This window comes from Mesorhizobium sp. LNHC252B00, from assembly GCF_000502955.1.
GTDB lineage: Bacteria > Pseudomonadota > Alphaproteobacteria > Rhizobiales > Rhizobiaceae > Mesorhizobium.
In genome coordinates this window covers 80514-95229 of the sequence record NZ_AYWO01000018.1, presented here as the reverse complement: position 1 = coordinate 95229, position 14716 = coordinate 80514, and the positions used below count along the sequence as shown (strand labels likewise).

Sequence of the window (14716 nt, the reverse complement as noted above, 5' to 3'; positions counted from 1 at the left end):
ACACTCTCGAAAGGAGTTCACGCATTGAGGCCCGGATAATTTCCGGGCCTCTTTTTTGCCAGGATGCGGCGATGAGCAAGCCGCACGCCGAATTCTGCGCAAACCTGCAGGCGCTCGGTGGCGCCAACTGACCTGCCGGGCCCCAGCCCGATCTTTTGTTGCCAAAAACGGACAATGGCGGGCACGCAGGCCCGCTATTGTCTCGTTCCGCGGCAGGTCTATCTGCCAGCTCCGTCGTCCATCATGGTGTTTGCCAGCGCCTCAAAGGCACTGCTGCATGCATTCCAAGCGGCTCAACCGGTGGTAACGAGGTTTGATCACCTCAACCCCTTATAGTTAATGCGCCTTTAACCTTCCCACCGATAGTCTGAGACCCGAATCTGCCGGAGTGCGCCACGCACCTGGCGAGTCCATGACAGACGGGGAAGAGCATGCGTTCAGGGGCCTCAGCACCGCTCGCGCTGGCCGATACGGGGCACGGCATCCAAGCCTTCGCGCGGCGTCAGGTCGGGCGGATGGTCGGCGCTGGGCTGTTCGCGCTCACCGCCTTTGGGGTCGCCAGCCTTGCCACGTGGAACGTCGCCGATCCGAGCTTCTCCCACGCGACGAACAACACCGTCACCAACGCCATGGGCTATGCGGGTGCCGTGTTCTCCGATCTGGCCATGCAGTTCTTCGGCCTCGCCGCCGTCGCAGCGCTGGTTCCGACGGTGATCTGGGGGTTCCTGCTGTTTTCCGCGCGCGGCATCGACAGGCTGCCCAAGCGCGGGCTGTCCTGGTTCGGCTTCGCGCTGTTGGCCGCGGCAATGGCCGGTTGTGTGGTGCCGCCCAAGACCTGGCCGCTCCCTACCGGCCTCGGCGGCGTGTTTGGCGACATGGTGCTGAAGATCCCCAGCGTCGTCATCGGCGGCTATCCGACCGGGCTTATCGCCAGCATCATCGCCATCCTGCTGGCCGCACCCGCGCTGTGGCTCTTTGCCCATGGGTCGGCGCTGATCGGACGCAAGAACGGATTTGCCGTCATGGAGGACGAGCCCGCTGATCCGCGCGAGGACGACCTTTTGTTCGACAATGATGAGGACGAAGGCGACGAGGGTATCCTGGCGCTCGGGGCAATTACTCATTGGTGGCTCTCGTTCCGCGCGTGGATGCACCGCCGCGCCGCGCGCCGAAGGCAGGAGCGTGACGAGTACGAGCCGGAGATGGAACAGCGCTCCACCGCCTGGCGGCGCGCCGCCGAACGGGTCGAATCGGCTGAGTTCGCTGAAACGCGGATGAGCCAGGCTGGCCGCGCCCGCGTCGAGCCCGAATTCTTCGCCGCCATGGTCAATGACCGCAGCGTCTCGCTCGACCCCGACGATGCCGATATTTTCGAAGCCGACGACGATCTGGATTTCGGGCCGGAACAGGAGCCCATCAGGCGCGGCACCACCAAGGTCCAGCCGTTCCGCTCCGATGCCGCCACCCGCGTCGAGGCACCGGCACCGCGTCCGGCTCCCGGCGCCCGTGTCCAGCGGGAGGCGCAGACATCGCTGATCGGCTCGGAAAAATTCGAAATGCCGTCGCTGCACTTCCTGTCGGAACCGAAGAACGTGGTGCGCGACGCCAGCCTGTCGAAGGACGCGCTGGAGCAGAATGCGCGCCTGCTCGAAGGCGTGCTGGAGGATTTCGGCGTCAAGGGCGAGATCATCGCCGTCCGTCCCGGTCCGGTGGTCACTCTCTATGAACTCGAACCGGCGCCTGGCATCAAATCGTCGCGGGTTATCGGCCTGTCCGACGACATCGCCCGCTCGATGAGCGCCATCGCCTGCCGCGTCGCCGTGGTGCCCGGCCGCAATGCCATCGGCATCGAACTGCCGAACGCCAAGCGCGAGACCGTCTATCTCAGGGAGATTCTGGCCAGCCGTGATTTCGAGACGACGAAGGCCAAGCTGGCGCTGGCGCTGGGCAAGACCATCAATGGCGAGGCGGTCATCGTCGACATCGCCAAGATGCCGCACGTGCTGGTCGCCGGCACCACCGGCTCGGGCAAATCGGTCGCCATCAACACCATGATCCTGTCGCTGCTCTACCGGCTGACGCCGCAGGATTGCCGGCTGATCATGATCGATCCGAAGATGCTGGAACTCTCGGTCTATGACGGCATCCCGCACCTGCTCACGCCGGTTGTTACCGATCCGAAGAAGGCTGTGGTGGCGCTGAAATGGACCGTGCGCGAGATGGAGGACCGCTACCGCAAGATGTCCAAGGTCGGCGTGCGCAACATCGACGGCTTCAATGCCCGCGTCAGCCAGGCGGACAAGAAGGGCGAAAAGATCTCACGCACCGTGCAGACCGGCTTCGACCGCCAGACCGGCGAGGCGATCTACGAGACCGAGAATCTCGATCTCGAGCCAATGCCCTATATCGTCGTCATCATCGACGAGATGGCCGACCTGATGATGGTCGCCGGCAAGGACATCGAGGGTGCGGTGCAGCGCCTGGCGCAGATGGCGCGCGCCGCCGGCATCCATGTCATCATGGCCACGCAGCGTCCGTCGGTCGACGTCATTACCGGCACCATCAAGGCCAATTTCCCGACCCGCATCTCCTTCCAGGTGACGTCGAAGATCGACAGCCGCACCATTCTGGGCGAACAGGGCGCCGAGCAGCTGCTCGGCATGGGCGACATGCTCTACATGGCCGGCGGCGGCCGTATCCAGCGCGTGCACGGCCCCTTCGTCGCCGACGAAGAGGTCGAGAAGATCGTCGCGCATCTGAAGCTGCAGGGCGTGCCGGAATATCTAGACGCCATCACCGAGGACGACGGCGAGGACGACGACGAGCCGTCCGGCAAGGGCGGTTCAGGCGGCGGTGGCGGCAACGGCAATTTCGAGGATTCCGACGATCCTTACGATCAGGCGGTTTCCGTTGTGCTGCGCGACGGCAAGGCCTCGACCAGCTATATCCAGCGCCGGCTGGGCATCGGCTACAACCGCGCCGCCTCGATCATCGAGAAGATGGAGAAGGAGGGCATCGTCGGCCCGGCCAACCATGCCGGCAAGCGCGAGATCCTGGTGCCGACCGAAGACGACAAGTTCTGACGAGAAGGCCTGATTCTGACGAGAAGGCCTGACGCTTGTGACAGCCGGTCCGGCAACCTGGAACGTTTCAAGGCGTTGAACCGACTGAGGGACGCTTGACCCGCCAAATTTCAGCCTAACTGGCGGTCCAAGCACAGAACAACTCAGGAATCAGATGAGAGTGACCGACATGAGAAATGATCCTTCAGCGCCCGGCAAAGTTGCTCCCTCACGGCGTCAGTTGCTGGGCCTCGGCCTGGCGATTGCAGGGGCGGCAGCCTTCAACGCGGTGCCCGGCTTCCAGGTGCTGGCCTCGGCGCAGGCGGCCGTGCCGGCCGCGGCACAGAAGATCGCCGATCATTTTTCCTCGGTCAAATCGATGAGCGGCGAATTCGTGCAGTTCGGCCCCAAGGGCGAGCAGACAGGCGGCAAGTTCTTCCTCGAACGGCCCGGCAAGATCCGCTTCAACTATGATGGCTCTTCAAACTTCCGGGTGATTTCAGACGGCAAGTCGGTGGTCATCCTGAACAAGAAGCTCAACACGTCAGATCTCTATCCGCTGTCGAAGACGCCTTTGAAGCTGCTGCTCGACGACAGGATCGACCTCTCCGGCGACCGGGTCAAAAGCGTCAAGCAGGAGGATGACCTTACTACCATCCAGCTCGCCGACAAATCGGTGTTCGGCAATTCGAAGATCACCATGATGTTCGATCCGAAAACCTTCGATTTGCGCCAGTGGACGATCACCGACGCGCAGGGCAAGGATACGACGGTGATGATCTTCAACACCAAGGAAGGCGTCAGCTTCGCGCCTGACACTTTTGCCATCGACTACACGGCGAACCGCGAGCTCAACACCAACAAGCCGCGCTAAGCCTGTCGTTATAGCTGTGGAAAGCAGCGGGCCGGGCCTCGTCGGGCGTTGCCCGGCTTGTCTTTGCCGCCCGCGGCTGGCAATTTCCCGGGCTGACTCCGTCAAAAGGCGTCTTCCCCGCCGGGACCCATCGGTTCTGGCCGGTTGCACGCTGTCCTGGATTGCCAATGCCCTTTTCCATCGCCACCTGGAACATCAACTCCGTTCGGCTGCGCATGCCGATCGTCGAACGCCTGCTCGTCGAGCATGCGCCTGACGTGCTCTGCCTGCAGGAAACCAAGGTTCCGGACGAGCTGTTTCCCGAAAAAGCCTTCCGCAAGCTCGGCTACGAGCACATCGCCTTCCATGGCCAGAAGGGCTATCACGGCGTCGCGACGGTGGCGCGGCGGCCGATCGAGGTGGTCGAGAAGCGACGCTTTTGCGAGATCGAGGACAGCCGGCACCTCTCGGTGACGGTGCGGGCCGGCGGCAAGGCGATCCTGCTGCACAATTTCTACGTTCCGGCCGGTGGCGACGAACCGGATCCCGTCATCAACAGGAAGTTCAAGCACAAACTCGATTTCGTCGCCGAGATGAATGCCATCCGGGCCGAGCATGACGAGGTGTCCGGCTCGGTGCTGGTCGGCGACCTCAACATCGCCCCGCTCGAACACGACGTCTGGTCGCACAAGCAACTGCTCAACGTCGTCAGCCACACGCCGGTCGAGACGGAAAATTTCGAGGCGATGCGCCTCGCCGGCAACTGGGTCGACCTGATGCGGCTCAACGTGCCGCATGAGCAGAAGCTCTACACCTGGTGGAGCTACCGAGCGCAGGATTGGGAAGCGTCTAACCGCGGCCGCCGGCTCGACCATGTCTGGTCGTCGCCAAATCTGGTGCCCAGCTTTTCCGGCTACGAGATCCTGCGCCTGGCGCGCGGCTGGGAGCGCCCGTCGGACCATGTGCCTGTCATCGCGCGGTTCGATCTGGATTAGGTGTGTCTATATTCAAGTGAGGCCGCCGGACTGCAAATGACGGCCTCCTGTACTACCGGTGCTTTCACTCGGAACCCGCCTTTTTCGACGCGGCCTGATCTGAATCTCAAACACACCCCAAAGCGCGCCAGACGGATTCAAACGACGCGCTTCAAGTCTTTGTCCTTGCGCGTGTCGTTGTCCCGAAATTGCGGCGCTGATACGCCTGCCGCGTGATCCAGCAGGTAGGGGTGGTCGCGGTGGCGCGTCGCCAGCATCCGCTGGGCCGCCTCGATAATTTTCGGCGCCGGGACATTGGCGACCAGGCCGGTTGGACTTGCGTGGCGGGACTCGATCACGTCCACGCAATTGGAAAGCGGCCTCCAACGGGCCATATTGGCGCCGCCACTGACGATGACCATCGGCGTCATCACGGTCGCCATGAGATGTGCCGTACCGCCTTCGGCGCCAATGTAAAGATCGGCAAACTCTCCGAGCGCCAGCAGAAGATCGCTGACATCGACACCCTCGACCGTGCTGGAATCGACAAGTTGCAGCTTCGGCACGCGTTGGGCCAGTTCTGCCACATCAGGGCCGTCCCCCGGGGTTTTCACATAGAGAAGATTTGCCCCGTCGGCGATCAAGCTGTCGGAGATAGCGACAACCTGATCCGCCGTCATGCGTTTGCCGCCGTCGCCATGCGCCGCGACAACGATCAAGGGAGCATGCTTGCCCTCCGCCAGGCTCCTGGCCGCCGCCCGCGCGGCCGGGGTGGGCTCCAGCCGATGGTCGAAAGGCAACCGTTTCCCCGCAAGTCGCTCGATGAGGCGGTGGTAACGCCATGCATTGTGCTCGGGTCGTGCTTCCGACCTTTGGCCAGGGCGCCAGGAAAGAGCGAAACCCGGAAAGTTCGCTTCATAGGCGATCCCGCGGCCGAGCAGCGACGCCGAGGCCTGGAGCAGCCAACGCGCCGAGATGCGGAAATCGACAACGGCCAATCGCCCCTTGCCCTTGCGGTGGCTGGCGACGAGATGCGCCAGAGGCGTCCGTACATTGATCGCATCGACCAAGTGGCCGGCATGGCGATCGAGGACATGTTCAAGGGACGACGAGCCGGTGGTTCCGTAGACGATAAAACTATCGGGGAACGCGGTTCTGGCGGCGCGCAAAGCCGGAATCCGGATCAATCCGTCGCCGAACGCGTCGTTGCGGGCATACAGGATGATCGTCTCATACCGAGCTGGCAGCATGCCTCGCTCCCCAGGAACCTGGTGGTGGCGGTGCCTGTTAGGCCGCCCGCCTTCGAGGGGTTCTGTAGGATTTCACCTGTTGCCTGTCAACGGAACCCTCAGGTCCGGGCGGCAGTACGGTCAGCCCGTATATCTGCGCCTCCATCTCAGCCGGAGAAGCGTGGCGCCAGCTCTTCGATGCGGCGGATCATCGCCTGGAAATCCTCCAGGATTCGCTGGTGCAACTGAACCGCCACTTCGGGATATTCCTCCAGGATACGGCGGAACATCTTGCGGCTGAGCCGGATCACTTCGGAATCGATTTCGGCCGATGCGCTGGTCAGCCGATTGGTGTCGGCGATCAAGGCCAGTTCGCTCAGGATCGTGCCGGGGCCGGCGGTGCCGATCGGGATGCGTTCGCCATCCTGCTCCCGATAGAGGACGATACGCCCGCTGACCACGATATAGGCCGAATCGGCCTCGTCGTCCTCGCGGTAAAGCTTGTGGTTGGCAAGCAGCCTGGTGTTCTCGGCGCCAAAGGCGAGCAGGCGCAATTGTTCCTGCGTGAAGCCCTCGAAGAGCCTCACGGCGGACAGGATGCGGATGTCGTCATCCAGCGCCATCTAGCTGTGTCCCCGAACGGTCAGTCCAATCCCTCCTTCACGAGTCGATCCTGAATCCCCCTCCGACAGGATCGCACCCGACAGCAGTCCCGCCCAGACCGCTCATTGGATAATGAAATGTTTAAGGAACCAGCTTGTAGCCACCGCTTTCTGTCACAAGAATTTCCGCATTGGAAGGATCGCGCTCGATCTTCTGGCGTAGCCGGTAGACATGAGTTTCCAGCGTGTGCGTAGTGACGCCGGAATTGTAGCCCCACACTTCCTCGAGCAGCACGTCGCGCGTCACCACCTTCTGGTCGGCGCGATAGAGATATTTGATGATCGAGGCCTCTTTCTCCGTCAGCCGCACCTTGCCGCCGCGCGGGTCGATCAGCAGTTTCTGGCTGGGCTTGAAGGTGTAAGGCCCAACCGAGAAAGTGGCGTCCTCGCTCTGCTCATGCTGGCGCAATTGCGCGCGAATGCGCGCGAGCAGCACAGCGAAACGGAACGGCTTCGTCACATAGTCGTTGGCGCCGGCTTCGAGGCCAAGGATCGTATCCGAATCGGTGTCGTGGCCGGTGAGCATGATGATGGGCGCCTTGTAGCCGCCCTTGCGCAGGATCTTTACCGCTTCGCGGCCATCCATGTCGGGCAGCCCGACATCCATGATAAGCAGATCGATGAGGCCGCCGCGCGCAGTGGCGACACCTTTTGCGGCAGTCGATTCCTGCAGCACGTCGAATTCCTCGTAAAGGGACAATTGCTCGACCAGGGTGCCGCGCAGGTCGTCATCGTCATCGACGATTAGAATGGTGCGTGAAGTCATGGATCAATCCGTTGTTTTGAAAAGAAAATTCAGTTGACCGCTGCCTGTTTATGCGGAAGCTGACCGGCACAACAGCCGATCACAGTGATTTGTTCCGTGGCACGATCATACAAGAAAAAACACGATCGCAATGCAGCCGGCGCAATTTTGCGAAAAGGGCTGCGCGTGCTGACCGTGCGGGCCAGGCCCGGCCATCCAAGCCAGGGCCTGCTGCAGGCCGGCAAAACGGTGTTTGCGTGCGCGCTGGGGGGCGGCGGTATCTCGGCCGACAAGCGCGAAGGCGACGGCGCCACGCCGCTGGCCTCGATGCGGATCCTGTCGGGATATTTCCGGGGAGATCAGTTCTCCAGCGGCCGCAAGACCCGTCTGACGATGACGCCGATCGGGCCTGATCTGGGCTGGTGCGAAGTGCCTGACGACCGCAATTACAACAGGCCGGTCAAGATCCCCTATGGTGCCAGCCACGAACGCATGCGGCGCGACGACCGGCTCTACGATGCCTGCCTGGTGCTCGACTGGAACGTGGCGCCACGCCGGCGCGGCCGCGGCAGCGCTATCTTCTTCCACCTGGCGCGCCCCGGCTTCACGCCGACGCAAGGCTGCGTGGCGGTGACGGCGCGAACCATGGCGCGGCTTTTGCCGCTGCTGTCGGATCGGACGGTGGTGAGGGTGGTGAGGTAGGGAGTAGGGAGTAGGGAGTAGGGAGTAGGGAGTGGATGCGCGTCGGCGCGCTTTAGCCCCCTATTCCTTTACTGCCTGTCTCCTTATTCCTTTGCCAGCCGATGTCGAGAAGGCCGAGGCGGCCCATTTCGCGGTCCATGGCGCGTGCAACGTCCTTGCGCCTGGCGCCGACGTCGCGCAGCTGCCGATCCGACAGGTCTTCGACGTTCTGGTGCGGGAGATTGATCGCGACCCGGGCATGGCGCAGCCAGTCAAGGGCCTCCGTCAGCCAGGCCGGACGGCGTGTCGATGAATTCAAAGCGATGATGGACATGGGGTGATCCGTTCTCTCCGGGCATCAAGTCCGGCTTGATAATGCTTCGATGGCTGGATCATGCCATATTGAAATTACTGTGAGAAACGAGTAGTTTTCTCTGGATCATCAAGTTTTCTTTGAGGATAAGATGACCCGCCTGCTGCCCGGAACTCGCGCCTTGAGGACGCTGGAAGCAGCGGCCCGGCACCTTAATTTCACCCGCGCCGCCGATGAGCTGGGCCTGACGCCAGCCGCCGTCAGCCACCAGATCAAGGAAATCGAGGATCAGCTCGGACTGGTGCTCTTTACACGCACCAGCCGCACCATCCGGCTGACCGAGGCGGGCGCTGTGCTGTTCGAGGCCTCCACCGACGCGCTCGACCTGCTAGGCCGGGCCGTTTCGCGGGCGCATAAGCTGACGCGCGGTACGGCCCTTTTGAAGGTGACGCTCGACGCACAGTTCGCGTCAAAATGGCTGATGCGTCGCGTCGACCATTTTCGCAAGCATCAGCCCCATATCGAGCTGAGATTCGACATCGCCTATGAACTGCGGGATTTCGAACTTGATGACATCGATGTCGGCATCCGCTTTGGTGCCGGCAAATACCCGGGACTTCGCGCCCACCGGCTGTTCGACAACATCCTCATTCCGGTGTGCAGCCCGAGCCTGTTGACCTCCGGTCCGCCGCTGCGCGAGCCGCGCGATCTTTTCAACCACACGCTTGCCCATATCGAGTGGTCGCGACAAGGCGTGACATGGCCGAACTGGCGGATGTGGATGGCGGCCGCCGGTGTCAACGATTTCGACGACAGCCGAACCGTCGTGTTCAAAAACTCTACAGATGCCGTCCAGGCGGCGCTCGACGGCAATGCCGTCGCGCTCGCCGATTTCGCCATGGTGGCGAACGACCTTTCCCAGGGAAGGCTGGTGCAGCCCTTTGAACTCGGCCTGCGGGTAGCGCCCGAGTTCGCGTATTTCCTGGTCTATCCCGAGAGTACCGCCGACGATCCGCGTATCGTCGCCTTTCGCGATTGGATTCTCGAGGAAGTCGCCAAGACGCGGACCTGAGATTGCGGCAGACTGTCAGGCTGCCGCGGCGCCGAACCAGCCGATCACGGCGCCGATGATCAGCAGCACGCCGAGCCAATGGCCGCCGTCGATGAGGGTCAGATCCCAGCCGAAATTCTCGTAGCGATGGTTGACCGAGAGCGTTGTGGCGACGAAGCCCAGCCAAAGCACGAAGCCGAAGATCAGCCCGGCGAGCAATGTCGGCTCGCCGCCCGTTATCGCGCCGACGACAAGCGCCAATATGTACGCCATGACCAGTTCGGCGACGAAGCTGATCACGAAGGGCAGAGGCGATTTTTTCATCGTGGTCGGATCAAGTTTGGCGGCTTTCAGCCATGGCTTGCTCAGGCCCATGTACCAGGCGGCGCCGAACAGCCATGCCACGATTGCGGCGGCGATCACCGCCAGCCAGTTCACTGCTGAAAAATCCATGAGTCCCCCCTCCAGATGCGGATATGATGGAACGCCTGTTCGGCGATGGCGTCAAGCAAAGCGCCAGACCGTCGTGCGCTTGACCAGCGCATCCTCCAGAGCCCGTGTGACGGCCACTTCATAGACCGCAAGGGGTTCCAGCCCGGACTTCGGCATATACGACCGGCCGGGGTCGCCGACAAGAATCTCGGCGCCGCGCGCCACTAGGGTTGAGAACCACGGCATCAGCCGGTCGGCGAAGGATCTGTCGTAGAAAACGTCGCCGGCCAGGATCATGTCCCATCCCGCATCGGTGCCGATGCAATCCGTGCCGAGGAATTCGATTATGACGTCGTTGGCCTCGGCATTGAGACAAATCGCGGTCGCGCAGAACGGATCGATGTCAGTTGCGATCACCTTCGCAGCGCCGGCCTTGGCGGCGGCGATGGCGACAAGGCCGGAGCCGGAGGCGAAGTCGAGGACGCGCTTGCCCCGCACGGCGCCGGGATTGTCCAGGACATAGCGGGCAAGGCCTTGGCCGCCGGCCCAGGCAAAGGCCCAGAAGGGCGGCGGCAGGCCAATCTCGACCAACTCGTCCTCGGTCCGCTGCCACAATTCATGTGCTTCATCAGCAAGATGAAGCAGGATTTCCGGCGCGTGCGGCGGCGCCATCAGCGCCGTGTTGTCGAGAATGAATTGTTTGGCGCTGTTCGGCGTCAGCGCCGTCACGGAGCCGGTGTCAAGCCGCCCATGCGGCAGACTTCCTTCCATTCGGCCGGCGTCACCGGCTGCACGGAAAGCCGCCCGAGCCGCACCAGAGCCATGTCCGCAAGCTTTGGATTGGCCTTGATCTCTTCCAGCGTCGGCGGGTTCGGCACATCCCTGACGGCGCGGATGTCGACGCATTCCCAGCGCGGATCATCCGACGTGGTGTCGGGATGGGCCAGCGCGCAGACCTCGGCGATGCCGACCACGTTCAACCCATCGTTGGAATGATAGAAGAAGCCGAGATCGCCGATCTGCATCGCCTTCATGTTGTTGCGTGCGGCGTAGTTGCGCACGCCATCCCATTGCGTGCCGGCCTTGCCTTTGGCCTTCAGCGCCTCAAAGGAGAAGACCGAAGGTTCGGATTTGAACAGCCAGTAGTTCATGTCTTTTCTGCTCCTGAGGGTCGCTCGCCGACGATCGGAATTAACTAGCCGGCGGCTTGTTGAACGTCCAGTTCCACGGGCGAATTTCGACGCTCTCGAACAGGCCGGCCTTGGCGTAGGGGTCGGCGGCTGAAAGGGCCTGTGCACCCGCCATGTCGGGCGCTTCGATGGCGACGAGGCTGCCATTGGGCTTGCCTTCGGCGTCAAGGAACGGACCGGCAAAAGCCAGTTTCTTGTCGCCATTCAGGCCTTCCAGGAAGGCGATATGCTCGGGCCGCGTGTCAAGGCGCACCTGCAGACTTCCCGGCTTGTCCTTGCAAATCACAGCAAACAGCATGGTCTCTCTCCTGGTCGTTGAATAGATGTCGTGGGATCAATCGTTGGTTTCGGTCTTCAGCGGCCGGGTCATCAAGGCCGTCACAGCCTGCCGGATGGTGATAGCGCCGTCCAGTATGGCAGCGACCGCGGCAATGATCGGCGCGTCGATATTGTGCTCTATGGCGATGCGGGCAGCGATCGCCGCCGTCGGCACGCCTTCGGCCAGCGGCAACCCGGCAAGAAGCTTGCCTTGCCCGAGCGCCAGCCCATAGGCGAAATTGCGCGATTGGGTGGACGAGCAGGTGAGCAGCAGGTCGCCAAGGCCGGAAAGCCCCATCAAGGTTTCAGGCCTCGCGCCGAAGGCGGCGCCGATGCGGCGCAGTTCGACAAAGCCGCGCGTCACCATGGCGGCCTGGGCGCTGGCGCCGAGACCGGCGCCGGTGACAGCACCTGCGGCGATGGCAAAGACATTCTTCAAGGCGCCGCCGATTTCGACGCCGATCAAGTCGTCATTCGAATAACAGCGCAGGTTCTCGGCCGAAAAGCGGGCTGCGAGATCGGCGGCGAGAGTCTCGTTGCGGGCGGCGACGACCACGGCCGTCGGCAGGCCGCGGGCGACATCGGTGGCGAAGCTTGGGCCCGACAGGGCCGCGACCGGATTTTGCGGCAGGATCTCTTCGACGATTGCCGACAGCAAGGCGCCTGTATCGCGCTCGATGCCCTTGGCGCAGAGAACGAGCGGGCTGCCGGCCGGCATATGGTCCTTCGCTGCTGCCAGCGTAGCCCGCAGCGACTGCGCCGGTGTCACCGCCAGCACGCAATCGGCGCCGTCGAGCGCGGCTTGGATGTTGCTCGTCGCCACGATGCCGGCCTGGAGCATAATGCCCGGCAGATAGCGTGGATTTTCGCCGCGGTCGATCGCGGCGACGGTCTCCGGGTCGCGCGCGTAAAGGCGGACGAAATGGCCGGCGCGCAGCATGGCCAGCGCCAAGGCAGTGCCCCAGGCCCCGCCGCCGAGCACGGCAACGCGCCAGCCGGTTGGCGCTGTGTCGTTGCGGCTCATTGCCCCCTCGTTCATGCCTTGGCTCCGCGCCGGCCGGAGCCGACCATCGGGGTCGAGATGCTGTCCAGCGGCCAGCGCGAGCGCGGCACGAAATCGAAGCCGTTGTCCTGCGCCATGCCTTGGCGCAGCCGCTCGATGCCAGCCCAGGCGATCATCGCCGCATTGTCGGTGCAAAGCTTTAGCGGCGGCGCAATGAAGGTGAAGCCGGATTCGGCGCAGAGCCGCTCAAGCATCGCCTTGATAGTACGGTTGGCGGCGACGCCGCCGGCAACGACCAGCGCCGGAGTCTTGGTGGCGGGAAATGTTTCTCGAAAGCGGGCCAACGCGCGAGAAACGCGGTCGGCCAGCGCATCGGCGACCGCCGCCTGGAACGAGGCACAGATGTCGGCGACATCCTGGTCGTTCAAGGGCTCAATCGCCGCCGCCGCCTGGCGCACGGCGGTCTTCAATCCGGAGAAGGAGAAATCGGGCTGTGCCGAGCCCTTCATCGGACGCGGAAAGACAAAGCGTGAGGCATTGCCGGTCTGTGCCGCCTTCTCGACATTCGGTCCGCCGGGATAGGGCAGGCCGAGCATCTTGGCCGTCTTGTCGAAGGCCTCGCCGAGCGCGTCGTCGATGGTGGTTGCCCAGCGCTGATAGTCACCGACTCCACGCACGGCGAGGATCTGCGTATGGCCGCCGGAGACCAGCAGCAGCAGATAGGGAAAATCGAGCCCGTCGGTCAGCCGTGCCGTCAAGGCATGACCTTCGAGATGGTTGATGGCGATCAGCGGCTTGTTGGCCGCCGCGGCGATCGCCTTGGCCGTCATCAGCCCGACGATCAGCCCGCCGACCAGGCCAGGACCGGCGGTCGCGGCGATCGCATCGATGTCGGCGAGCGCGACGCCCGAATCGGCAAGCGCCGCCTCGATGATGCCGTCCAGCGCCTCGACATGGGCGCGGGCCGCGATCTCCGGCACGACGCCGCCGAATGCGGCATGTTCCTCGATCTGGCTAAGCACGATGTTGGACAGGATTTTTGGCGCGGCATCGCCGTCTATCGCCACGACGCTGGCTGCGGTTTCGTCGCAACTCGTCTCTATGCCAAGAACGCGGATCAATTCGTCGCTATCCCAAGAGATTGTCTGTCAGGCCTTTCCCCGCTAGGAGAAGGGCCTGAAAAGGCCTCGGTTACTTTAGCCGCATTTCTGCGACCCCAAGTGGCTCCACTTGGCTGCAAAATGCTCAGGCCGGGGGGTATCACGGACCGCGCGCCATGCAAACAACCTTGAGAATCGGAACACGCGGCAGTCCGCTAGCACTGGCACAGGCGCATGAAACGCAGGCGCGACTGATGGCCGCGCATGGCATGCCGGCAGAGGCGTTCGAAATCGTCGTCATCTCGACCAGCGGCGACCGCATCCAGGATCGGCCGCTGTCGGAAGCCGGCGGCAAGGGCCTGTTCACCAAGGAGATCGAGGAGGCGCTGCTGGCGGGCCGGATCGACATCGCCGTGCACTCGTCGAAGGACATGCCGACGCAGCTGCCCGACGGTCTCGAATTGTCCGCCTTCCTGCCGCGCGAGGACGCGCGCGACGCCTTTGTCGGCAAGGCGGCGAAGACGATCGCCGAACTGCCGCAGGGAGCGAAAGTCGGCTCGTCGTCGCTGCGGCGGCAGGCGCTGATCCGCCGCATGCGGCCTGATCTCGACGTGGTGATGTTCCGCGGCAACGTGCAGACGCGGCTGCGCAAGCTCGACGAAGGCGTCGCCGCCGGCACCATCCTGGCTTATGCAGGGCTGAAGCGCCTTGGGCTCGAGCATGTCGTGACCGACCTGATACCGCTCGACATCTTCCCGCCGGCACCGGGGCAAGGCGCGATCTGCATCGAAACGCGTATCGGCGACCGCGATGTCGAAAAGATGCTGGCGGCTATCCATGATGTGCCGACCGGCCAGGCGCTGGCCTGCGAACGCGCCTTCCTGGCAGCGCTCGACGGTTCCTGCCGCACGCCGATCGCTGGTTATGCGACGATCGAGGACGGAAAACTGTCGTTCGCCGGACTGATCATCTCGCCCGACGGCACGCAGTCGCACACGGTCGAGCTGCAGGGACCGGCGCAGGACGCCGCCCGCATCGGCGATGAAGCCGCGCGGACGGTGCGGGCCAAAGCCGGCGAAAAGTTCTTCGACGGCTGGCTCTGA

16 protein-coding genes are annotated in these 14716 nt (G+C 63.3%); 6 read left to right on the top strand and 10 right to left on the bottom strand.

The features are described from left to right. Positions 1-431 precede the first annotated feature (431 nt). From X744_RS149315 to X744_RS149325, 3 genes are all read left to right on the top strand, one after another. The gene (locus tag X744_RS149315) at positions 432-3083 is read left to right on the top strand and encodes a DNA translocase FtsK (RefSeq protein WP_023760942.1); all 2652 of its coding nucleotides are present in this window, start codon (positions 432-434) and stop codon (positions 3081-3083) included. Positions 3084-3252: 169 nt separating this feature from the next. Further along, positions 3253-3936, top strand: a complete 684-nt coding sequence (locus X744_RS149320) for an outer membrane lipoprotein carrier protein LolA (RefSeq protein WP_023760941.1) — start codon at positions 3253-3255, stop codon at positions 3934-3936. Between the two features lie 167 nt (positions 3937-4103). Next, entirely contained in the window at positions 4104-4910 is an 807-nt protein-coding gene (locus X744_RS149325; RefSeq protein ID WP_023760940.1) for an exodeoxyribonuclease III, read from the top strand. A gap of 137 nt (positions 4911-5047) precedes the next feature. Here X744_RS149325 and X744_RS149330 read toward each other — a convergent pair whose 3' ends face one another. The 3 genes from X744_RS149330 to X744_RS149340 form a co-directional block, all read right to left on the bottom strand. Next, entirely contained in the window at positions 5048-6139 is a 1092-nt protein-coding gene (locus X744_RS149330; protein WP_023760939.1) for a glycosyltransferase family 9 protein, read from the bottom strand. Between the two features lie 146 nt (positions 6140-6285). Next, positions 6286-6741: a cyclic nucleotide-binding domain-containing protein gene (locus X744_RS149335; RefSeq protein ID WP_023760938.1), complete on the bottom strand. Its 456-nt coding sequence runs from the start codon at positions 6739-6741 to the stop codon at positions 6286-6288. A 121-nt stretch (positions 6742-6862) separates the two neighbouring features. Then, positions 6863-7546, bottom strand: a complete 684-nt coding sequence (locus X744_RS149340; protein ID WP_023760937.1) for a response regulator transcription factor — start codon at positions 7544-7546, stop codon at positions 6863-6865. A gap of 144 nt (positions 7547-7690) precedes the next feature. Between X744_RS149340 and X744_RS149345 the strand changes: the two genes are divergently transcribed. Then, positions 7691-8227, top strand: a complete 537-nt coding sequence (locus X744_RS149345) for a L,D-transpeptidase (protein WP_198032260.1) — start codon at positions 7691-7693, stop codon at positions 8225-8227. Between the two features lie 52 nt (positions 8228-8279). Here X744_RS149345 and X744_RS149350 read toward each other — a convergent pair whose 3' ends face one another. Then, the gene (locus X744_RS149350) at positions 8280-8540 is read right to left on the bottom strand and encodes a hypothetical protein (protein ID WP_023760935.1); all 261 of its coding nucleotides are present in this window, start codon (positions 8538-8540) and stop codon (positions 8280-8282) included. Positions 8541-8670: 130 nt separating this feature from the next. Between X744_RS149350 and gcvA the strand changes: the two genes are divergently transcribed. Further along, complete coding sequence (gene gcvA / locus X744_RS149355) at positions 8671-9591, top strand: transcriptional regulator GcvA (protein WP_023760934.1); 921 nt, start codon at positions 8671-8673, stop codon at positions 9589-9591. 15 nt (positions 9592-9606) lie between these two features. On the opposite strand, the gene X744_RS149360 is transcribed toward gcvA, so the two are convergent. Genes X744_RS149360 through tsaD form a run of 6 tightly spaced genes read right to left on the bottom strand, consistent with a single transcriptional unit; the run spans position 9607 to position 13631 of the window. After that, the gene (locus X744_RS149360) at positions 9607-10023 is read right to left on the bottom strand and encodes a DUF1761 domain-containing protein (protein WP_023760933.1); all 417 of its coding nucleotides are present in this window, start codon (positions 10021-10023) and stop codon (positions 9607-9609) included. A gap of 51 nt (positions 10024-10074) precedes the next feature. After that, the gene (locus X744_RS149365) at positions 10075-10674 is read right to left on the bottom strand and encodes a methyltransferase (protein ID WP_245266795.1); all 600 of its coding nucleotides are present in this window, start codon (positions 10672-10674) and stop codon (positions 10075-10077) included. A gap of 53 nt (positions 10675-10727) precedes the next feature. Continuing rightward, entirely contained in the window at positions 10728-11153 is a 426-nt protein-coding gene (locus X744_RS149370) for an EVE domain-containing protein (protein WP_023760931.1), read from the bottom strand. Positions 11154-11193: 40 nt separating this feature from the next. After that, entirely contained in the window at positions 11194-11490 is a 297-nt protein-coding gene (locus X744_RS149375; RefSeq protein WP_023760930.1) for a YciI-like protein, read from the bottom strand. Positions 11491-11526: 36 nt separating this feature from the next. Further along, positions 11527-12549, bottom strand: a complete 1023-nt coding sequence (locus X744_RS149380) for an NAD(P)H-dependent glycerol-3-phosphate dehydrogenase (RefSeq protein ID WP_023760929.1) — start codon at positions 12547-12549, stop codon at positions 11527-11529. After that, entirely contained in the window at positions 12546-13631 is a 1086-nt protein-coding gene (gene tsaD / locus X744_RS149385; RefSeq protein ID WP_198032259.1) for a tRNA (adenosine(37)-N6)-threonylcarbamoyltransferase complex transferase subunit TsaD, read from the bottom strand. Before tsaD ends, X744_RS149380 begins: the two co-directional genes overlap by 4 nt. Positions 13632-13789: 158 nt before the next feature. Here tsaD and hemC point away from each other — a divergent pair, with 158 nt between their 5' ends. Beyond that, positions 13790-14716, top strand: coding sequence for a hydroxymethylbilane synthase (gene hemC / locus X744_RS149390; protein ID WP_023760927.1), 927 nt, complete (start codon positions 13790-13792; stop codon positions 14714-14716).